Genomic DNA, 23075 nt, shown 5'->3' on the forward strand with positions numbered 1-23075 from the left:
CGGGCTTCGGAAGCGTCTTTAATTCCCTGTATTTCTAAATAAGGAGAAACTATTTCCTGTTTGCCATCCTGATTGTCAATTAAACCGACATTCCGGTTATCTGTATCAATTTCCGGTTTCAAGGTCTCCAATGCTGTCGTTACCATTTTCAGCTGGGCAACATTGACTGCGTCTGTATCAGCGGAACCAGCTGCAACACCGGTAATCTGCCGGGTAACAAAAACATCTTCATCGTTAAGACGGAATGCACCGAATTCGGGACCTTCGCCGTCCATAAAAGTACCTACTGATACAACGCCATCTGTAGAATTCCAGGTTAAGGCATCCATCAGTTCAGCCTTTTTTTCCGGCGTTTTATCGTTATGATACGCTTCAATCAGTTCTAATACATTCGCCGAAGGATGAACATACCCCTGATTTGCCAGACTTAAGTCATAACCGCCTTTCGCTTCTCTTTCAGTACCATGATAAGGATCAGACAGGGCGGATGAAAAAGTATTTCCATTTCTTTCAGAAATAGCCTGAGAACCAAGAGCCACGCCGCCAGGATTGTTATTAACCAGACTCAGTGATCCAAGCGCAGTACCTGCCTTACTGTTTTGAACCGAGCCAAAGTTTCCCAAAGAAGCGCCGTATGCACTGTTATCAACCCAGGACCAGGATCCTAACGCCGTTCCGCCATAGCTATACCCAACTGCAGAATATGAACCGAATGCCGAGCCATGCTCCGATCTTTCATATCGACTTTTTTCCAGTTCCCCCAGTTCATAGTAAGTGGCGTTAGCATTCTCTCCCACAGCGGTAGCGCTCACCAAATACGCTTTACTGTCCTTACCGATCGCAGTTGCCATATTCCCTAAAGAATATGCATGGTCACCGTAGGCTACAGAATGTTCGCCTGCTGCAATCGCACGCCATCCTGTTGCCACAGCGTATGAGTTATATGCCAGCGCCTGATGCCCTATCGCAACAGCACTTGTTCCTAATGCCTGAGTTGCAGTTCCAATCGCAATTGTATCTGTTCCTTTCGCAGTAGTTGTTGTCCAGACATCTCTGAAATTCCAAAGATATGCAGGCATTAGGGGATTAATTTCCGTTGTTTTAGGACCATAGCCTTCATTTCCAATTGCAATTGCCCCTGAACCGGAAGTAGTTCCTTCTGGTATATCAGCAAAAGCTGCATTGTGAAGACTTAACATCATGCCTGCGGACAAGAAAGAAGCAATTATTTTTTTATTCAAACTTGAACTACATTTCCCATTGCGTTTCGCAATCTCCGAAACCACCATGTAGCAATTTCTCGTCTTACTCCAAATAATTCGATAAATTTTATTCATATCGAATTTACCTCCCTTGTATATTTAAAATTAAAACATTTAAAATATCAGTATTAGATTTCCCATACTTTCCCGTTTATTAAACCGGTTCTTTAGACCCTGTATCATACACTGCCAGATTTCTTGCGGCATTGTAATCAACACTGATGAAACCGTTTCCGGTTTTCCTGTCATCCTTCCCATACCCACAGTGGTTGCAGACAAACCACTTTTTGTTTTCTGAAGGTTCCTGTAACGTACCACAGCGGCTGCACCGGTTCCGGATTTCCGCGTCGGTACATTCCACCACTTCGATCCCGTATGCTTCCGCCTTGTTTATGATTTTTTTACGTAACTCTTCCTTGGGCCAGTATGCCAGCAGAATGTTCTGCACGCCCTGACCGCTGCTGCCACCTGTATCCAGATAGATTTTGCCGCACCGGTTCTTTTTTGCGATTTCTGCAATCCACTTTGCATACCTTTCATTGGTAAGATTCCGGTAGTTCCGTTCTTTCTCATATAACGCCTGAAGGGGTTTCAGCGCGCTTTCCCGGCCATGGCCCTTGCGTCCCGACCATCTGTACTGAGTCAGAATCTGCTTTTTCCGGGCCAGCATCTTTTCCCGATGAGCCAGTAATTCGTCCCCGCCAAGCATCCCCCGTTTCAGCAAACGGTTGAACCCATAAGCAAGGGCGCATTGAAAACCGAAAACGATCCCCATCGCCAGCTCAGGTTCAAAACTGTCATCCGCGCCCGATGGCTCCACTTCATAGGGAATGCTGAGATACCAGTCCTTCTTTTTGCGAAACAGTGAGGCAATCCCCCGTTTCAGGGTTCCCTCCGCAAGCTGCTGCAAAACCCGCCCTGCGGATTTGTCCCGCCAGTTACTGGCCAGCACCAGCTGGATACGCCCCGGCAGTTTCTGCGTTTTTGCAGCTTGCCGGGAAAGGAACTGTATGCTTGCCACATAGGTATCCGCCCCGGCTTTCAGCAGGCTGTACCCGCTTACGGGAATCGGAATGCTGCAGTCTTTACGGAAACTGGGTAAGGACGTTTCCGAATACAAAATGCCCTTTGCGTTTTGCTTGAACACTTTCCGGGCCCGTCCTTCCGCCGCGCAGATGATCCCTGCCGGAATCTCCGGATATTCTTTGACCAGATGGGGATAACAATAAAGGCGCCCCTGGGAATTCAGATTTTCCGTTTCCAGGTTCATGGCCCGTAACAGATGATGGGTCATGCAGTAATTGGAAATTTTACAAACTTTAAATGACAGCCCCCTCCACAAATATCCCATATCGTCCCATTTTATGGATTCGTCATAGGGACGAATAATCTTCAGTATGATGCTTCGTTGCATAATTTACTCCAAATAACCCTATTTCAGCCTTCCGGCTGTCAGGACTTACGGTTCTGCCTGAGCTTTTAGTGAGTGGCAACAGTCCCATTCGCTGCGCCTTCTCCCCTTTGGGAAAGCAAACGAACCCAAAGGCAACAATGCCTTTTCTATGAAATGGAATGATAGTTAACTATACATCCGGTTTTCATACGACACAATTAATGTTCTAATGATAATCAGTTGTTTTTCAGTTACCATTTATTGCAATGCGCAAGCAGGTATTTCATGTCTGAGTCACAGACATGCAGCATGGTCCCGCAGTCAACTTGTAAAGCATCTGCAATGACTTGCAACAGACTCATGTGTAATTCTTTCTGATAGGTTCCTGCTTCTATTCTCTGCAGGACTGTCTGGTCGATATTTACCTCATCTGCCAGTTCTTCAGGCGCTAACCCGCTTAAAATCCGATAATACGCTATTCTGGCACCAATGTACCGGAAAACAATATCTGTCCCATATTTCATTAAGAGTCACCTAATTGTAATAGTTAAATACTTATATGAGGCCAATGTTCAAATAAGTACACTTTTACGGACGTCAGCTTTTCTTTTTCCGGCCGATAATAGCTCAACTTGAAACACAGAATTATTACAAATATATATTACCCTGTATCAAATATTTCGTCAAGAACCAAATGTCTATAAAAGTGTACTTTTACGGACGTCAGCTTTTCTGTATTATACTCTTTTTGATTTTATTATATGGTATAACCAGGAATGGCTTACGTGTAATTCTTTTGCTGCCTGCCGGTATGACATCATTCCGTTACAGACCAGATTCATTATTTCCTGAAAATTTTCCGGCAGCGCTTTCTTCGGTCTCCCCAGTTTCACGCCTTTCGCTTTGGCCGCGGCAATTCCTTCCGCCTGCCGCCTGCGGATATTATGTCGCTCCGTTTCTGCTACATAACTTAAAATCTGAAGTACGATATCGGCTAAAAAACGGCCGGTCAGATTATCCCGCGATTCCCGTGTATTTAATAAGGGCATATCAAGCACCGTAATATCAGCTTTTTTGATATGTGTTATATAGTTCCACTGTTCCAGTATTTCTGTATAGTTTCTTCCCAGCCGGTCTAAAGACGTTACGACAATACAGTCGTTTGGTTTCACAAGTCGCAGAAGTTTTTTATATTGCGGACGCTCAAAATCTTTGCCGCTTTGCTTATCTGTAAACAGACAACTCATCTGTATTCCGTACCGAAGCAGGGCAATCTGCTGTCTGTCAGTATGCTGATCTCTGCTGGAAACCCGTATATAGCCGTACATTTTTCCCCCTGCCATCTCGCTCCTCCTCCATCATCTCTGCAGGCGTTTATGTACAACAGCTATAAACATTTGGCCTGTAATCATTTTACATGAAATTTTTATTCTTGCAAATATTAATAGCAAACTTTTTGTTTTCTAGATATAAAAAACACCCAAACAACAGTTTTTAATCCTATTATTCGGATGCCTTTATACTAATTCCGTATAAAAAAGAAAGTGTATTTCCGAGATTTTTTAATCAATTTCCTTGATTATAGCAGGAATATTATAAAAACGCAATCGTTTTTATTATACTTATTTAATTATACTTATTTAATTATACAATTTAATTTATAATTTTTTATTCTTTACAGAAAGAGGGCCGGGTATCGAGCGCCAGTCATATTTTCTCGTTCATACTTTGTATATTCTATTGTATATAGAAAACAGTTTGCTTTTTTTCGCGCAAAGCCCCATGACCCCACTCTCAGGCAGTTTGTATTGTCTGCCTGGCGGTTACGCTTACTGATACAAACAAACTGTCTATCATATATTAATGAGTACGTAGGGTACAACCTCAGTAATCATGCGGCTTCACGAAAAAAATCCGGGTGTTTTTACACCCGGATTTTATGTCGCGCCTGCTTGCGCTCTTACTTTCAAAACTTTTTAGAACTGGTGCCCGAAGCTGAAGTGGAAGCGGCCCCGGTCTTCGCCGATACCGTAGTCCAGTTTCACCGGCCCGATGGGGGTCGCGAAACGGATCCCGACGCCATAGCCCGCTTTGATCTTCGACAGGTCGAACCGTCTTTCGTCCCGTTTATCCCAGGCGTAGCCTGCATCCACAAAGCCCAGTACCGTGAACTTCTTTGAAACCGGTATACGGTATTCCACCGTGCCCTTCAGCATACTGTTGCCCATGAACTGATCTTCCTCATAGCCGCGCAGCGAGGCGCCGCCCAAAGCAAACCGCTGGGACAGGGGCAGATCGCCCCAGGCGTATCCGGCCATCAGGTCCATGGCGATTACGTTTCGCTTCTGGGGGATGTAATACCGGTATTCACCGAACAGTTTCGTAAAGGTAAAATCTCCACCGAAGCCGGCCTGCTCCAGCGAGAAAGAGGTTAATGCACCCTTGCGCGGGAAGAATATGTTGTCCCGCTTGTCCGTGATCCTCGTAAACGTGATGCTCCGGGTCTCGCCGAAATTCTGTTTCCGCCGCTGCGCTGCCGTGGTATAAACACCGAAGTCCTGATAGTACTGCTTGTTATAGCTGTCTTCATAATACTGGGGGTTATAACCGTCAATCGGGCCGGCGTATTTGTCTTCCCGCCGCTTCAGTTTCAAGTAGTTCCGGGTGTATTCGCCTTCCGCACGGCTGAAGGTGATCTCCTGTCCGTTGGACTTCTTGTCGTAACGCCCTATCTCATGGGCATCCCGGTTGTACTCCGCGTATTCATGGGTATGTCCGTATAACGCAACCGTCATGGCCGTTTCCTTTTTGTCCAGCCAGGGATGGGTATAGGACACATAGTAATTGGACTTGCTCTTGGAACCGATTTCCCACTGGACCATCCCGCTGTCGCCCGTACCGTTCAGGTTGATGTCCTGCACCGTCACTGTGCCGAACAGCCGTTCCGACTCGCTGTACCCTACGCCGGCGCCCACCGTCAGCGGGGAATCCTCAATGACCTGCACTTCCACCGCAATCTTCCGCGGGTCTTTTCCCTTCTTCAGATGCATATCTGTACTGAGGAAGAAACCCAGGTTGTTCAGCCGCTGCAGACTCCGGCTGGCCTGTTTCACATTATAGGGTTCCCCCGGCTTGAACCGCATCTCGCGGAGTATGACATAATCCTTTGTCTTCTTGTTGCCTTTTACCGTGATGGATTCGATCAGACCTTCATCGATCACAATAGAAAGGGTTCCGCTTTCGGTCAGGGCCACATCCAGCACACGGGCCGCCGTATAACCGGCCTTGTGGTAATCGTCCATCAGCTTCTCCAGCTGGTAGTTGATGATGGTCGTGTTGGCGATCTCCCCGCCCTGAAGCCGCAGTTCTTTTGCTATGGTTTCATTGTCCACCAGGGTGTTGCCTGTTACTTCCAGCTGCTTCACCACCGGGTTCTCTTCTACTTCAAAGATCACATCCACCAGTTGTTTCCCGGCTTCCACACCGGTCTGCTCCGCCGGGTCCACTTCCTGCAGGCGGACCTGGATATCCGAAAACCAGCCCATGGTCGAGATTGCCTGAGCATCCAGCTGCACCGTCTCCGCATTAAACGGCAGACCGCTGCTGGTCAGCACTTTCTTCAGTATCGGGCCAGATGGCACGATCCGGTTGCCGGCCACGTCCACCTTCCGCACCACGTAGTTCTCCGTCTCGCCTTCTTCCACATTCTCTACCGGCGCCGACAGGATCGCATTGGTGGTAGAAATGTTTTCCTGGCTGATCCCCGCCGGCGCTTCCGGACGCTTCTGCTGTTTCGTCAGTACTGCTGTCCCCGAATAGGTCGGTTCTTCCGCAAAAGCAGAAACGCCCGTAAAGGAGGCAACGAACAGCGCGAGGACTGCCGCAGTGAGCCGAAAACGGTTTCCTTTACACATAACCGTCCCTCCTTACGAGCATTTACATTACTCTCTGGTAAAAAGGCGGAGCCGTCAGGTACAACAAAACGCTGCTGCCAGCCCCACCTGTTTTACTGTCTGTTACTTACCCGATACAGCTGTCTGCCGCACCGGCATTACGTTTTACTCAATACTTTCCACCATGTCCAGTGACAGGCAGGGAACCCCGTCCGCACTACCGGTCAATACCCCATACACAAAGCTGCGCTGCCCCAGCGGGATGAACGCGCCGTTCATGACCACACGGAACGGTTTGTTCGCCTGATCCCAGAAGAGCATCTCCTTGTCTTTGACGATCGTCTTGATGGGACGGCCAATCAGGGTCACTTTGCTGTTGGCACTCACTTTCATCATCTGTTCAGAGGTTGTTTGCTGGTAAACGGATAAATCACCCACCCCTTTTACATTCTGCGTGATGTAAGTCTTGTTATCCGTCGGTACCTGGTTCGGATAATAGAACGCCACGTCGCGGTCGTCTTCCACTTTGGATACCGCCGCATTATTCCCGTTGCCCGGGCGGTTCAGCCGCTCATCAATGGCAGGGTCTTCAAATTTTACCTTGTCCATCTTGAACAGCGGACCTTTGGCATCCTGCACGAAAGTGCCGGTGAATTCCATATCTTTCAGGCGCCACAACCGGCCGCCGTGTTTACCCAGGTCGGCGCGGATCTTCGCGCCGTTGGCCTGTTCGATGATCCAGATCTGGCCCGCTTCAAAGCGGGTGATCTGCCCGTTGATAATGATAGTGGGGTTCTCTTTTGCCGCCGCGAATGCACTGCCGCATACCGCACAGCTGATCAGCGCCGCTGCTGCTATTTTTTTCAGATTCTTCATCGTTTTCGCTCCTTTTCTTACGGATTGGTCCTCGCTCACATCAACTTGCCGTTTCTGCCTGCTTCTTCCAATTCCTGACCGGGAACAGCGGGGCATATCCCCGGGATATGCCGCCGGCTGCTCTTCTTTTGTGTTCACAAAACCAGTTCGTTCCTGTACGTTTCCGTGTCAGTATTACCGACGGTCTTTGATGATACGTACACGCTGGATCGACGGAGTTCCGTCGCTGTGTCTCGTCAGTGTGTCGACACGGATACGATCCAGTTCCGGAGCAAATTCTGCCAGTGCACGCTGCGTCAGCTGCGCTCCGTTCATCATAGCGCGATACAGGATCGCCGCCACTTCGTAACGGGTCAGATCGCGATCGCCTCTGAAGTTGCCGTCCGGATAGCCTTCCAGCAGTCCGTTGCCGGCCAGTGTTGCCACGTAGTCGTAAGCCCAATGATTTTCCGGCGTATCCGGGAACAGCTGGATCTTGGACAGGTCAAGCTGTCGGCCGAAGGCGCTGTCCGCCATAAGGCTCTTCATGTCTTCCATTTCTTTCCGCATTTCCAGAACCTGCTTGGCCAGAGCCACGCGGGAGTTGGATACATGGTTGGCGCCGCCGATCTTCACGGATACGCCTGCGGATACCATGTTGTCGCCGTTGCCTACTGTAGAAGCTACATTCAGCATCACATCTTCGCTCGGACGGTAGAACGCGCCGATAGCCACTGCATTTTCACCTTTGTAATGGCCGTAGCCCGCTGCTACATCCCACTTGGCATCCGGATCGAAGTCCAGCGGATGCAGGCCTGCCAGAGCAGCCGCGCCTGCGCCTACCTTGTTCACCCGGTCGCCCAGTCTGTTCAGGTTGTTGTTGATGTTGGTGATGTCGCCACCGATCCTGTCTTCGAAGTCGCGCAGCTGGCTTACGTTGACCGCGTCGGTATCGTCTTCGCCCGGCGCCACGTTGATGATCTTCATGCCGCCTGCGTCGATGCCTTCCTTGGTCACGCTGGGACCTTCGTTGATGGTCAGGCCGTTGTCGTTGATGACGGTGTCACCGGTGGTCACGCTGCCTTCCTTGCCAAGGTCGATGTCCTTGTTCAGCTTGACGGTCAGCTTGCCGTCGTCGCCGTCCTGTTCCGCTACCACGCCGATGTTGCCGGTGGTCAGGTCATCTTCGTTCTTCGCTTCACCGATTACATTGACAGTCTTGTTCAGCTTCACGGCTGCGCCGTCGCCGAAGTCGCCGGCATACTTCATGCCGTCGTCCAGGGTGGCTACTTCGTGTTCGCCGTCACCGTCTTCGTAGATGATGCGGGTCACGCCGTCTTTGCCGTCCAGACCAGGTTCGCCGCTGGGTCCTACCTGGATATCAACGCGGTTGGTGCCGTCCTTGCCGTTGGTGCCATCCCGGCCGTTGATGCCGATGGTGCCGTCCTTGCCGTCCTTGCCGTTGACCGCGATGTTGTCAACGTTCAGGTCTTTATCCATTACTACATTGATCGTTGTTACTGCTTCAGCGCCCTCGCCGGTCTGGGAGATGATGGTCTTCAGGTTTTCACCGCTGTAGTTCTCATCGTCCTTCTCGCCTGCGCCCTTGATTTCCACAGTGCTGGTGAGTTTGTTGGCTGCCGGGTTCGGGTCGCCGCTGTTGGCGCCGAAGTACAGGCCGTCGTCCATGGTGGCTACCTGATGCGGATTGCCTTCCGGATCGGTGTATTCGATACGGGTGATGCCGTCCTTGCCGGGATCGCCGTCATTACCTACCGTCGGATCGCCCCAGATCATATGGATGTCGCTGATGCCGTCAGCACCGTCCTTACCGGCCGGGCCTGCCAGACCGATATGGCCTACGCCGTCCTCGCCTCTGATGGAGACTGCCGGATCGCCGTCCTTGCCATCCTTACCGTATACGGTGATGCCATCCTTGCCGTCGATGCCTACGCCAGACTTACCGTCAGCGCCGTTCACGCCGATAGAACCGTCTACGCCGTCCTTACCATCTTTGCCCGGGCCGCCTAATTCAACCTGATCTGCCAGTTTCAGGTCATAGATCTCATGGTTGTCATCCGGATCGTTGCTTACCGTCAGATCCAGGTTACCGCCGGTGTTGTAATTGCCGTCGGTGCCTGCTTTCACGCCACCGCCTACGGTAACTTCCGTCTTTGCGGCCGAAGTGTATTCTTTCAGCTGGCTTACATTGACCGCGTCGTCGTCGGCTTCGCCAGGAGCCACGTTATGGATCTGGTTGCCTCCGAAGGAGATGTTATCGCCGTTGATGACGATGTCGCCTTCCGGACCGCCGTTGGTGATGGTCATACCTTCGTTGTTGATCACGGTATCGCCCATGGTCACGCTGCCTTCTTCAGTCAGGTCAATGTTCTTATTCAGTTTTACAACCAGCTTGGCGCCGTCGCCGTCAGCTTTTGCTACTACGCCGATATTGCCGTCGGACAGTTCGTCTTCGCTTGCTGCAGTAGATTCACCTACGATATCTACAATATTGTTCAGCTTCACCGGTACCGGATCGTCCTTCGTGTTGCCGAAGTCGCCGCTGTACTTCATGCCGTCGTCCAGGGTAGCTACTTCGTGGGTCGTCCCGTTATGGTCTTCATAGACGATGCGGTCCATACCGTCGGTGCCGTCAGCGCCGTCAGTACCGTCAACGCCTACCGGTCCCTGCTGTACGGTGATATCCGCAGAAGCATTCTTGCCGTCAGCACCTGCCGGTCCGGTCAGACCAATATGGCCTACGCCGTCCTTGCCGTTAATAGCTACTGCCGGATCGCCGTCTTTACCGTCTTTGCCGTATACGGTGATGCCGTTTTCGCCGTCGATGCCTACACCGCTCTTGCCGTCAGCGCCGTTCACGCCGATGCTGCCGTTCACGCCGTCCTTGCCGTCTTTGCCGGGGCCGCCCAGTTCGATGTTGTCGGCAAGCTTCAGGTCGTAGATTTCATGGCCGTCGTCCGGATCGGTGCTTACAGCCAGATCCAGGTTGCCGCCGGTCGCATAATTGCCGTCCGTGCCTGCTTTTACGCCGCCGCCAACGGTAACTTCTGTCTTAGCTGCAGCAGAGTACTCTTTCAGCTGGCTTACGTTCACAACATCTGTATCTTCCGTGCCGGCTGCCACATTGTGGATCTGGTTGTCGCCGAAGCTGATCTTGTCGCCGTCATGGATATAAACATCGCCCATGGTGATGCTGCCGGTATCGCCCAGGTTAATATCCTTATTCAGTTTGATGATCAGGTCAGCATCCTTGCCGTTGGCGTTCTGGTTCGCCACTACGCCGATGTTGCCGTCAGTCAGGTCTTCTTCATTTTCCGCTTCGCCTTTGACATTTACGGTGTTGTTCAGCTTCACAGCCGCGCCGTCACCAAAGTCGCCAGCGTACTTCAGGCCGTCGTCCAGAGTAGCTACGTCGTGATCGTTGCCTTCCGGATCTTTGTATACGATACGGGTAATGCCGTCTTCACCGTCTAAGCCCGGTTTGCCGTCAGTCTGTACGGAAATCGTGGTGGTCTGGCCGTCTTCACCGTTGATACCGATCTTACCGTCTTTGCCGTCCTTGCCATTGACTACGATGGTGTCTACATCCAGGTCGCGGTTCATCTTCACCAGGATCGTGGTGTTCCCGTCTTCATCCTGGTCTACGGTGGTGGTCAGGTTCTTGGTGGAGTAAACGGCGCCTTCCGCCGGTTCTTCACCCAGAATATTGATGGTGCTGTTCAGCTTATTGGCTACCGGGTTGCCGCTGTTGGCTTCAGGTTTGTTGGCGCCAAACTTCAGGCCGTCGTCCAGAGTGGCTACTTCGTGGGTATTATGTTCACCGTCTTCATATACGATGCGGACTTCGCCGTCCTTGCCGTCCAGACCCGGTGCGCCGTCCTTGGTGATGGTAATGGTGCGGGTCACGCCGTCCTTGCCGGTCAGGCCGACTGCGCCGTCCTTGCCGTCTTTACCGTTCACTACGATAGTATCGACGTCAATGTCCTTCGCCAGACGTACGTCATAGATGTCGTGTTCATCGTTCTCATCTTTAGTACGTTTCAGTTCCAGATTGCCGCCCGTTACCGGAGTGCCGTCTTCCGTTACACGTACATCGCCTACGGATACTTCCGTCCTCGCTGCCGCGGAGTACTGTTTCAGCTGGCTTACGTTCACCACGTCGTTATCTTCCACGCCGGGAGCTACGTTATGGATTACATTGTCGCCGAAGCTGATTTCGTCGCCGTCATGGATATGTACGTCGCCGAAGGTGATGCTGCCTTCATCGCCAAGGTTAATGTCTTTATTCAGTTTAATGGTCAACTTGCCGTCTTCACGGTCCTGATCAGCAGTTACACCAATGTTGCCGTCTACCAGATCGTCTTCATTCTTAGCATTGCCGACTACATTCACGGTCTTGTTCAGCTTCACGGCTGCGCCGTCACCGAAGTCGCCGGTGTACTTCAGGCCGTCGTCCAGAGTAGCTACCGGTTTGTCATCGATGATGATCCGGGTGATACCGTCTTTTCCGTCCACACCGGGTTCGCCGTCATGGGTTACCGTAATGTAGCTGGTCACGCCGTCTTTACCGTTGATGCCGATCTTGCCGTCTTTGCCGTCCTTGCCATTTACTACGATGGTATCGGTTTCCAGATCGTTATCCATCTTCACCAGGATCGTGGTGTTTCCGTCTTCGTCCTGGTCTACGGTGGTGGTCAGGTTCTTGGTGGAATAGGTATGTCCTTCCACTGCATCTGCGGCTTTGATATTGACAGTACTGTTCAGCTTGTTGGCTACCGGGTTGCCGCTGTTGGCTTCCGGAGCATTGGCGCCGAATTTCAGTCCGTCGTCCAGGGTAGCTACCGGTTTATCGTCGATGATGATACGGGTGATACCGTCTTTGCCGTCTACGCCCGGTACGCCGTCATGGGTTACCGTAATGTAGCTGGTCACGCCGTCTTCACCGTTGATGCCGATCTTGCCGTCCTTGCCGTCTTTACCGTTCACTACGATAGTATCGACGTCAATGTCCTTCGCCAGACGTACGTCATAGATGTCGTGTTCGTCGTTTTCATCTTTCGTACGTTTCAGTTCCAGATTGCCGCCCGTTACCGGGGTTCCGTCTTCCGTTACACGTACATCGCCTACAGATACTTCCGTCCTCGCTGCCGCGGAGTACTGTTTCAGCTGGCTTACGTTCACCACGTCGTTGTCTTCCACGCCGGGAGCCACGTTGTGGATCACATTGTCGCCGAAGCTGATTTCGTCGCCGTCATGGATATGTACGTCGCCGAAGGTGATGCTGCCTTCATCACCGAGGTTGATGTCTTTATTCAGTTTGATGGTCAGCTTGCCGTCTTCGCCGTTCTGGTCTGCGGTTACGCCGATGTTACCGTCAACCAGGTCATCTTCGCTGGCTGCGTTGCCGACCACGTTCATCGTCTTGTTCAGCTTCACGGCTGCGCCGTCGCCGAAGTCGCCGGTGTACTTCATGCCGTCGTCCAAAGTGGCAACCGGTTTGTCATCGATGATGATGCGGGTGATACCGTCTTTGCCGTCCACACCGGGTTCGCCGTCATGGGTTACTGTAATGTAGCTGGTCACACCGTCTTCACCGTTGATACCAATCTTACCGTCCTTGCCGTCTTTGCCGTTCACGACGATGGTATCTACGTCGATATCCTTAGCAAGCTTCAGATCGTAAATATTATGTCCGTCTTCTGCCTGGGTCACATTCAGATCCAGGTTGCCGCCGGTGTTGTATACGCCTTCGCCTTCTCCGGCCGGTGTGCCTTCGCCTACGGTCACTTCAGTATGGCCGCTCTTCATGGCTTCGGTAACTGCCCACAGCTGGCTGCCGTTGATAGCGTCTGTAGACTCTTCACTGATACGGCCTGCCGCTACGTTGGTGATGGTACGTTCTTCACCTGCTGCGCCTACGCTAACGGTACCTACCGGTTCCGCACCAGCAAAGTTGTACGTAGTTCCACCAATTTCATAAGAAGGAGTGCCGACAACTTCGACTGTCCGTGCACCGGAACCAATGGCTACAGAGTTTTCGATGTTCGCCTGCGCATCGTCACCGATGGCCACTGCACTGTCTGCCGAAGCAAGCGCTTTGTTGCCTACCGCCGTGGAATTGTCATTGCGGGCAATGGCCATGTTGCCCACCGCCGTGCTGTTTTCACCTTCAGCAATGGCATTTACGCCGGCTGCCATAGCGTTGTCGCCGGTCGCGCCTTTGTTATCATAGTTCAGGTCGCTGCCCGGATCAATGGAGTTAACGCTGTAGTCGTGGATCTGCATTGCATTTTCCAGACGTTTCAGCTGTGCCACGTTGACAGCGTCGGTATCTTCCAGACCTGCTGCCACGCCGGTAATCTGACGGGTAGTTTCTACAGTCTGCACCAGATAATATTCACCGTCAATTTCCACTGCACCGGGAGTACCCGGTTCTACTTTCGTCTTAACTTCCTGCGTGCCGCCAATGGACAGTGCGCCAGTGGAAGCTTTCCAGGTTGCGGAATCCTTATCCGTACCGTCATAATTGGTACCGGTGGAAACATCATAACCGGATTCGGTTGCGGCCGGACGGTCTGCCACAGAGTTAGCACCCAGTGCAACAGCGCCCATTACGGAAGCATTTGCATTATGACCAACTGCAGTTGATGTAATGCCGCTTGCCTTTGTATTGGTGCCTGCTGCCAGGGAGTTGATGCCGGTAGCACCGTCGTTCAGCCAGTTGTCCTGCTGCGTTCCGTTGTCATTTACACTGTAGTAATGAGTCTGTACCGCAGCCAGCTGGTCTTCTGTTGCCGCACGGCCTTCCACGATGTTAGTGGGATCCCATGTCCGGTTGTCCAGATTAGTGATGTAATTGCCGGTCTCTTCATCACCAGCCTGATTTACAACAGTCTGGTTTGCAATGGTGATCGGGTTGATTAAATCGCCTTCTTCATTGACCGTGCCACCAACTACTAAACTACCATCCGAACCGAGGTTGATATCTTTGTTTAGTTTAATCTTCAGTTCAGCACCGCCGGTGGGATTGCCTTCCTCGTCTACTGCAGGAGCAGCAACCACACCGATATTACCGGTGGTCAGACCGTCTTCCGACTCAGCTTCGCCTTTGATGTCAACCAGGTTATTCAGTTTTACCGCAACCGGATTGTCCTTATCGTTGCCGAAGTCACCGCTGTACTTCATACCGTCGTCCAGGGTAGCAACTTCAATCGGTTCGCCTTCCGGATTCTTAGGATCGGTATAAACGATACGGGTGATGCCATCTTCGCCGTCTTTGCCGTCAACACCGGGGGTGCCGTCGTTCGTAACGGAGATATAGGCTACCTCGCCCGGAGTCCCGTCTTCGCCAGGCTCTCCACGGATACCGATCTTGCCAGGTGTACCGGGTTCTCCGTCCTTGCCGTCTTTGCCGTTAACAATCAGGGTATCGAAGTTCGGATCCTTATCCATCTTAACGGTGATGGTGGTTGTTCCGTCTTCTGCCTGACCCACGGTGGTGGTCAGATTTTCCGTGCTGTATTCGCGGCCTTCAACTGCTTCAGAACCTACAATGTTAACAGTAGAGTTCAGTTTATTGGGAACCGGGTTCTTGCCTTCTTCTTCTTCCGGAGCATTGGCGCCGAATTTCAGACCATCGTCCAGGGTTGCAACTTCGTGTTCGCCGTCACCGTCTTCGTAGATGATGCGGGTAACACCGTCTTTGCCATCCAGACCCGGTTCGCCACTGGGCCCAACCTGGATATCTACGCGAGTAGTGGTTTCCCCGGATTCGCCGTCCTTACCGTTGGTGCCATCGCGACCGTTGATACCGATGGTGCCCGGAGTACCAGGTTCTCCTTCTTTGCCGTCCTTACCGGTTACGACAATGGTATCTACTTCCAAATCGCGGTTGAGTTCTGCTTTGATAGATGTAATACCATACTTATCTTCCGTTTTAGAAGTCAGAATATTACCTGCTTTAGTCAGTTCAGCCTGAGTAACTTCTGTTTCGGTATATTCCGCATCTGCCGGCAGTTCATTACCATTTGCGTCGACCCATTTTCCTTCTTTTTCGGTGTAAGTAACGCCTTCATAGATTCTGCCATCTACCTTAGTCGTAGTATATTCGGAATCACCGATGATGTTTACCTGCTGGTTATGGATACGGGTGATCTTGTTATCCGTAACAGGGCCGGCTTCCGTTTGCACTGCATCTATTGCATCGTCGGCGCCGAAATAATGGTCCCCACTGCCTGCTGCTTCAGCTACAACCTTCTTCAACTGAGCTACGTTGACCGCATCGGTATCTTCTGTACCTGCTGCCACGTTGGCAATCTGGCGGGTGTAAGTTTTAGTAATCTGTTCTGCTTCGTTTGGATCATCTGTAATAGTACCATCTGGACGCACATAGTTGCCGTCTGCATCTTTTTTAGCATAGGTAAAAGTCTTACCGCCAACGGATACAGCAGCTAAAGTGGAAGTCCAGGTGCTGGAATCGATTTCTTCCGGAGTCAGAGGCTGGGATCTCCACAACGGATTGTACCCGGTTTTCCCCGATTCAATATTTGCCAACGCATTGGAACCCAATGCAACGCCTTGAGAAATCGTTGTTGTAGCATCCGTGCCGATAGCAGTAGCTGCCCAGCCACCAGTTGCAACAGCTCGTGCGCCTACAGCCAGACCATTATCGCTGCCGCTAACTACCGCATTCGTGCCAACAGCTGTTGCACCACCGCTGCTGGTAACAACGGAATTTTGACCCAATGCTTGGCTGCCGCCGCTGCTAGTAACGGAAGCTCCATTACCTAACGCCGTTGCGCCGCCACTGCTGGTAACCGAAGCACCGTTACCAATCGCAGCATCTCCGCCGCCATAGCTAACTTTTGCATTGACACCGATTGCCTGACTGCCACCGCTATTAGTAATACTGGTTTGATTACCTAATGCAGTTGCACCACCGCTGCCACTCACAGTAGCGTTTCCACCAAACGCCTGGCTGCCGCTGCTACCGCTCGTAATCTTCGATTGATCACCAATTAAGTAACTGCCACCACTGCCACCTTCGATTGTCGAACTCTCACCCATCAAAAAGCTGCCGGCACTGCCGCCTTGGATTGTTGAAGAATTGCCAATAACAACAGAACCGTTACTGCCTTCAGTTACATTAGAATAATTACCAATTACCCTGCCGGCATTAGCTTTAACGGTTGAATTGTTGCCAAACACGCCGCCGCCGGTTCCAGCGCTGTCAATCGTATTATTGTTACCCACAATCTGGCCATTGGTATAAAGATATGAACTATTACCAATAAGCACACCGCCGCTACCATTACTGATTGTTGACTGGTTACCAAACAGATGGCTGCCAGCCCCATTATAAATAGAAGAACTATTACCAATCAAGGTACTGCCGCCATCACTGCTGATGCTGGAACTATCACCAAAGACATTACTGCCCGAACCACCAGATATACTTACATAATTGCCAATCGCAGTACTACCAGAACTGCCCGAAATGCTAGATTGGTTTTCTGCAAGTAGAATTGCTCCGGTAGAGTTGGTAATATGTGCATCATTGCCCATTGCAATCGCGCCACTGGAACCGCTTGTTGTCGCATTTACGCCTAAAACTGTAGCCCCGGAACCGCCGCTAATATGTGAACTACTACCAATCGCCGTACTGCCGGAAGAACTTGATACATCGGTTGATGTACCGAAAGCAGCAGAACCACTGCTTCCATTTGAAACATTAACACTATTACCAACTGCTGTCGAACCACTAGAACCATTGGATACATGAGAATTCGTACCCAAGGCTGCCGAACCGTAACTACCGGAAACTCCTGTCTCGCTGCCGACCGCCGTAGAACCACCTGCCCCTGACAAGGAAGTACTATTACCAAGTGCCAAACCACCAGAACTGGAAGTTATTCTTGCTTGTTTGCCAAAAGCATAAGCTCCTTCACTGGAAGAATCAATAGAGGAACTGTAACCAATAACTGCACTATTCGCACTGCTTGTAGAAACACTGCTGCCAAGAGCTGTAGCATTACTATTACTTGTATGGGAGTCGTAGCCAATTGCTGTCGCGTAACTACCGTATACAGTTGCATTTTGACCAAATGACTGACTAGCATAACCCGTTGTATGTACATTATTGCCTACAGCAGTGGAATTATTACCGTTTACGGTTGCGTCATAACCGAAAGCCTGGCTGGCTGATCCGCTTGAAATATGAGTGTTATAGCCAACCGCAGTTGAAGAACTGCTGCTACCATCAATAGTTGCGTTATTACCAATTGCCTGGCTTCCACTGCTTGAAACATGAGTATTATAACCGACCGCAGTCGAACCTTGCCCGCTCACTGTTGCATTGCTGCCAAAAGCCTGACTGTCAGAACCTCCGGAAACATGTGTGTTATTACCAACCGCAGTCTGATTCTTGTTTGCGTCTGTCGTGGAAAGATAGCCAACTGCAACATCATTTTCGCCTTGCGCAGAAGCTTTTACGCCTGCCGCCAGAGCATTGTTTCCGGTTGCGCCATCGTTATCGTAGTTGTTGTTTCCTTCTTCGTCAGTTTCTTTTGTTGTCTTTACACTATAGTAGTGCGTCATCGCCGCTTTCAGCTGGGCGACGTTGGCCGCATCTGTATCTTCCGTACCGGCTGCTACGCCATTGATCTGACGGGTAATACCATTTGCCGGATCACCGATGGAAACCGCCGCTTCCGTAGATAACCAGGTCGGCGTTGTGTAATCCATATAGGATTTCGGATTCGGAATATATCCGTCCATTTCTTTGTCAGTAGAAGCTACGGAACCGGAACCTAAAGCTACGCCGTTAGCAATATTAACGGTAGAACCTGTACCAATAGCTACACCGTTGGTAGCATCTTCAACTGCAGACGCATTATTACCTAGGGCAATAGAAGCATCAGCTGCTGCGGTTGCACCTTTGTTTTCATCACCGCCGCCGATTGCAACACTATTTTCACCGTTGGCATGTGTTCCGGTACCGACAGCAACTGCACCAGCACCGCTGGCATTGGCTCCCTGATCCTCACCACCGCCACCGAGAGCGACAGCGGAATCTCCACTGGAACGAGAGCCGGAACCGATAGCAACTGCATCTTCAGCCGACGCCTGAGCGGAATTGCCGGAAGGCTCTCCTGTTGTTGGATCGGTCAAACCACCGCCGCCTAAGGCAACCGCCCGTTTTTCTGTTGCTGCTGCACCAGAGCCCAAGGCAGTGGAATCTTCACCGCTCGCCTTTGCGCTGGTACCGTTTGCTGTAGCATTAGTTTCTGTTGCAGAAGCAGCCGCACCGGTTGCGGTGGCATTCGTGGCCGTTGCTTCTGCCCCGGTGCCTAAAGCAGTACTTGCCTGTCCGCTAGCTTCAGAGCCTGCGCCAACAGCACTACTTGATCCGCCTGAACCTTCAGCCTGCTCGCCAATTGCAATACTGGAGCCACCAGAAGCTGTGGCGTCATAACCAGCCGCAAAAGAATCAGCGCCTGATGCCGTAGCAGCATTACCGATTGCTGCTGCGCTGGTACCTGATGCATCAGAGTCATGACCAATAGCTGTGCTTTCAGTACCACTCGCTTCTGCGCCGCTGCCAAAAGCTGAACTGTCCCGCTCACTTGCAACAGCACTGTCACCAACTGCAGTACCACGGGCCACGCCTTCGTCAACCTTCGCCCTGCTGCCAATAGCTACACTGCCTCTGCCTCCGGCAGTAGTCTGGCTAGTACCAATTGCAATGCTGTCGTCCCCAGAAGCTGAAATCGTATTGTCACCGATTTCTATAGAATTATTGCTGTTGTTGAATACAGCTGTTGCAGATTCATCACTATTAGAACTGATGTCCACTGGCGCTGCCCACGCACTGCCCATCGGCGCAAGCAGCATCGCCGTTACGGCCGCCGTCAGTAATGCGGACGAACCAGCTTTTTTTACAACCCCGGTCACACCGGTGCCGCCTTTGCTGTGTGTTTTCGCGATCTCGGAAACCACCACGTAGCAATTACGGGCTTTACTCCAAATTACTTTGTAAATTTTGTTCATGGGTCTCCTCCTTTTACAAAAAATATTTGAGTCCAAATAAAAAAGTTAAAGTGTATATCAGTGCAGACCCAACTTTTACCGCAAAAGCAGGTCCGAATGCGCCTGTATATGGATGCGGAGATAATATAATAGTGAATGAAATTTTAAAATCATCTTAAATTTAAAATTCCCCCTATTTATCATTATAGAAATTTTCACAAAAATGTCAAGATTCACCCACAATTCGAAATTTTCACCTATACCACAATATATTGGTCTTTGCTACAGAAAAATCTTCGAGGCACAGTGCTTGTAATTTTCAGCATACTATATATGGTGCGGAGGATTAATTCATATTATTTCTTACAGAATATGAGTTTTAAAAGTGGTTTCACCATGTACAACAGAAACAGGAAGAGCGACTGCCTGCCCCGGAAAGGGCTGCAATCGCTCTTGTTTTTTGTTTGTATTATAGTGTATAGCTGTAAGGTTTAGCTTCAGAACACGGTTCCGGCTTTACTGCTTCATCACCTTGCTGAACTCCTCTTTATTTTCTTCAATCGCATTCTGCCCGCCGACGACGCAGAGATAATTGTCTGCCAGCACGTCACGGATCATCTTCGCCAGCGCTTTGATATCCGCCAGGGTAACGTCAAGAATTTCATTCCGCGTCTTCTGCCGGTCGGTATCGGAAACGGCCAGCAGTTCCTGCAGGGCTGCGCGGGACACTTTCAGGGAGTTGGTCAGGGGCACGTCCACCCCGCTCATGGTACCGATGACATATTTGGTCATCTCCCGGTCAGTCAGGTCCAGTTTTTCCAGCCAGTCCGGCAAGGCGCGGAAGGCTTCCAGGCTGTTCTTCAGTTGCGGATCCCGGTAAGTTGAAAAATACATGACGCCGTTCCGGTCGAACACGGCATTAGCCCCGTAGGCCCCGCCCTGTACCCGGATCTTTGTCCACAGGTATTCATACCGCAACATGGTGGCCAGCACCAGCATGCTTCCATTATATTGATACCCGTGTTTGTGATAATCACCGCCGGCCAGCACATACTGCACCTTGCCCGGTGTGATGATGGCTTCGTTTTTCTCCGGCAGCGGAAGAGGCTTTGCTTCTTGTCCGGAAACGTCGCCGCAAGCAGGCAGCGCTTTGGCAAATTCCAGCGCCATCTGCCGCACCCCGTCCCTGTCAGCCGCGTCACAGCTGTAGCTCAACAGGTAGCTGGTTTTGTTAAAGAATACGGGCAGCAGTTTCTGCAGGTTGGCGATCACCGTATCCGCTTCCCTGTCAAAATTCTCTGCCAGTTGTTTGATGAACCGGTAATAGCTGTAGTAGTCCTGTTCCGTTACCCTGGATTTGGCGGAAAAATAGGACGCCAGGCGGGCGATTGCCACCGACTGGCCTTTGGCAAAGAACGTGTTATCCCAGTCCGTTTTAATCTGGCCGATCAATTCTTTTAACCGGTTTTTATCTGCAAACTGCGTGTGCAGCGTCATGGCTTTTAAAATTTTGAACAGTTCCGGCAGCTTGGCCGTCAGGCATTTGGCAGCCAGTGAAAATTTTACCGTATAATCGTTGCAGTCGCTGTTCCGGCTTAACGCTTCCATCTGGAAGGAGATGCCGCCGGTATACATGTCCGTATATTTTGCCAGCTCTGCATAGGAATATTCCTCCGTGTTCAGTTTGCCCAGCACATCGCTCAGCAGATTGCAGTACGGCAACAGTTCCGGGTCAATGCCGGTCATATCGAAGTACCAGCTCAGGTAGGTCACCTTGTTGGTCGGCAGGGCCTGGTACAGCAGGGTTCCCCCGTCCGCTGTTTCCGTTTCCACTTTTAGCTTTTCGGTTTCCCGGCGGATATCCTTCCGTTCCAGCAACGGAATGGACGCCAGGGCTTCTTCCGGATCCGGGGTTGCCTGCCGCTGATGTAATTCTGTGCATTCCGCCGCATACCGTTCCAGCTCGCCGCGAGTCATGGACGCCTGTACCGCGGCCAGCTTCTCCGCCAGTACGGCCTGTTCTTTTTCCTCTTTACCCTCTTCCGGGGTCAGGGTCAGGATCACCCGGTGGGTATTGTCCAGCAGGTTTGTTTCAATCAGGGTTTCATAATAGTTGGTATGGACCGCGTCCCGCAGTTCCTTCAGCTGCTGTTCATACTGCAGGCTTTTTACCGGATCCAGATCGTAGATCCAGGAATCCAGCACGCTCAGTCCGTAGATCAGTCCTTTCGGATAGGTTCCGAAATCCGCTTCCCGCAGTTTGAATTCCGCACTGTTCAGGGCGGCTTCCAGCAGTTCCTTGTCAATGCCTTCCATGGAAATCTTCTGCAGGTTATGGTACAGCGCTTTTACAAAAGCATCTTTCTGCCCCGGTTCGCTGCCACTGGCACGGACGGAGAAAATATTCTGTAACATGCTGCCGCTCATACTGCCGGAAATATCCTTGGCCACGCCTGCGTCCAGCAACGCACGACGCAACGGCGCCCCTTCCGATTCCAGCAGCACGTTTTCCAGCAGGCGCAGGGCCATGATGGTCTTCTGGTCCCGCATGTCCCCCGCCACGATCTGCACTTCATGGAACGTCATGGCTTCTGTGGGAGACCCTTCCGGCACCGGATAGGTCCCCTCAAACTCTGCCGTTTTGGCCAAAGGCTGCTGCAGCGGGATTTCGGAATGTACGTTTCCTGTTTTGGGGAAATCTTTGAGGTAGCTGTCCAGATGGGCCAGCGTTTCCTCGATATTCATATCGCCGTACAAATAAATATAGGAATTTTCCGGACTGTAATACGTCTTGTGGAAGTTGATAAAGCCTTCCTGGGTCAGTTCCGGGATGGCGGACGGCAGCCCGCCGGATTCAAACCGGTAGGTGGTATCCGGGAACAGGATCTTCTTCCCGTAGTATTCAAGATAAGAATCCGGAGCGGAATACACGCCTTTCATCTCATTGTAGACAACGCCGTTGTACTGTAGCGGGTCGCCGGCATTTTCCAGTTCGTAATGCCAGCCTTCCTGCTTCAGGGTAAATCTGTTTTCATAGATCAGCGGATAGAATACTGCGTCCAGATAAACGTCCATCAGGTTATGGAAATCTTTGTCGTTGCGGCTGGCCACCGGGTACACGGTCTTGTCCGGGTATGTCATGGCGTTCAGGAACGTATTGAGTGAACCTTTCACCAGTTCCACAAACGGCTCCTTCAGATGATACTTCCGGGAACCGCACAGGACGGAATGCTCCAGGATGTGGGCCACGCCGCTGTCATCGGAAGGCGGCGTGCGGAAGCCGATGGTAAATACCTTGTTATCGTCGTCATTCGCCAGATAGAAAAGACGGGCGCCGCTCACTACATGCTCCATGAGGTACGCCGTAGAGTTTACTTCTTTTATAAATTCTTTTTTACAAACGCGGAATCCGCTGTATTGTTTTCCTGTTTCCACTGTTCTTTGCTCCTAACTTTACAATTCATTTTTAAGGAAACACTGCTTAATCATTACCTGTCATGGACAATTGTTTCTGACTGATCAGTTCCTTCTATAACAATAACTAAATAAAATTCGAGTACCATTGTACCACACTTTGTACCGCAAAAACAAAAGGAAAACCATTCCCGCACACATTTTTTCAAA

Annotated in this window: 7 protein-coding genes and 2 pseudogenes; all 9 read right to left on the bottom strand. The window is 51.0% G+C overall.

Translation table 11 applies throughout. The features are described from left to right. Positions 1–101: 101 nt before the first annotated feature. Positions 102–215, bottom strand: a pseudogene (locus ACZOWY_RS01885) (hypothetical protein); the annotation flags it as partial. A gap of 747 nt (positions 216–962) precedes the next feature. Continuing rightward, positions 963–1337: pseudogene (locus ACZOWY_RS01890) on the bottom strand (ESPR domain-containing protein); the annotation flags it as partial. A gap of 79 nt (positions 1338–1416) precedes the next feature. Then, positions 1417–2676 (bottom strand): nuclease/transposase family protein, encoded by a 1260-nt coding sequence (locus tag ACZOWY_RS01895; RefSeq protein ID WP_484392475.1) that lies wholly within the window; start codon positions 2674–2676, stop codon positions 1417–1419. A gap of 230 nt (positions 2677–2906) precedes the next feature. Next, the gene (locus ACZOWY_RS01900; RefSeq protein ID WP_484392476.1) at positions 2907–3179 is read right to left on the bottom strand and encodes a helix-turn-helix domain-containing protein; all 273 of its coding nucleotides are present in this window, start codon (positions 3177–3179) and stop codon (positions 2907–2909) included. 213 nt (positions 3180–3392) lie between these two features. Continuing rightward, the gene (locus tag ACZOWY_RS01905) at positions 3393–3998 is read right to left on the bottom strand and encodes a recombinase family protein (protein WP_484392477.1); all 606 of its coding nucleotides are present in this window, start codon (positions 3996–3998) and stop codon (positions 3393–3395) included. Between the two features lie 633 nt (positions 3999–4631). Beyond that, the gene (locus ACZOWY_RS01910; protein WP_484392478.1) at positions 4632–6569 is read right to left on the bottom strand and encodes a BamA/OMP85 family outer membrane protein; all 1938 of its coding nucleotides are present in this window, start codon (positions 6567–6569) and stop codon (positions 4632–4634) included. A gap of 144 nt (positions 6570–6713) precedes the next feature. Further along, positions 6714–7424, bottom strand: a complete 711-nt coding sequence (locus ACZOWY_RS01915; protein WP_484392479.1) for a hypothetical protein — start codon at positions 7422–7424, stop codon at positions 6714–6716. 174 nt (positions 7425–7598) lie between these two features. Further along, positions 7599–19472 carry an ESPR-type extended signal peptide-containing protein gene (locus ACZOWY_RS01920; RefSeq protein ID WP_484392480.1) on the bottom strand — a complete coding sequence of 3958 codons (11874 nt, stop codon included), beginning with the start codon at positions 19470–19472 and terminating at the stop codon, positions 7599–7601. Positions 19473–19967: 495 nt separating this feature from the next. After that, the gene (locus ACZOWY_RS01925) at positions 19968–22805 is read right to left on the bottom strand and encodes an insulinase family protein (RefSeq protein WP_484392481.1); all 2838 of its coding nucleotides are present in this window, start codon (positions 22803–22805) and stop codon (positions 19968–19970) included. Between the last annotated feature and the right edge of the window lie 270 nt (positions 22806–23075).

This window comes from Succiniclasticum sp. (genome assembly GCF_056977735.1).